The sequence below is a fragment of the Streptomyces morookaense genome, assembly GCF_013030945.1.
Classification (GTDB): domain Bacteria; phylum Actinomycetota; class Actinomycetes; order Streptomycetales; family Streptomycetaceae; genus Streptomyces; species Streptomyces morookaensis.
The window spans coordinates 1-396 of record NZ_JABBXF010000229.1 but is presented as its reverse complement, the minus strand read 5'-3'; the positions used below and the strand labels follow the sequence as shown (position 1 = coordinate 396).

At 65.4% G+C, this 396-nt stretch carries 1 protein-coding gene; it reads left to right on the top strand.

The annotated features are described in order from the left end of the window. A partial coding sequence (locus HG542_RS34295) for a transglycosylase SLT domain-containing protein (protein WP_171088352.1) occupies positions 1 to 393 on the top strand: 393 nt, incomplete at its 5' end. Positions 394 to 396: the final 3 nt, after the last annotated feature.

The following is a 396-nucleotide window of genomic DNA, read 5'->3' as shown; positions in this document are numbered from 1 at the left end:
GAGCGCGCCGCCCTGAAGCCCGCCAAGACCGAGGCCAAGGCCGAGGCCGCCGCTCCGGCCCCCAAGGCCTACGGCAACAACCTGGACGGCTGGATCAACCAGGCCCTGGACATCATGAAGGCCAAGGGCATCCCGGGTTCCTACGAGGGCATCAAGCGCAACATCATGCGCGAGTCCACCGGCAACCCCCAGGCGATCAACGACTGGGACGTCAACGCCGCTGCCGGTGTCCCCTCCAAGGGTCTGCTGCAGATCATCGACCCGACGTTCAAGGCGTACCACGTGGACGGCACGTCCTGGGACATCTACGACCCGGTCGCCAACATCGTCGCCTCCTGCAACTACGCCGCCGACAAGTACGGCTCCATGGACAGCGTCAACTCCGCCTACTAAGAG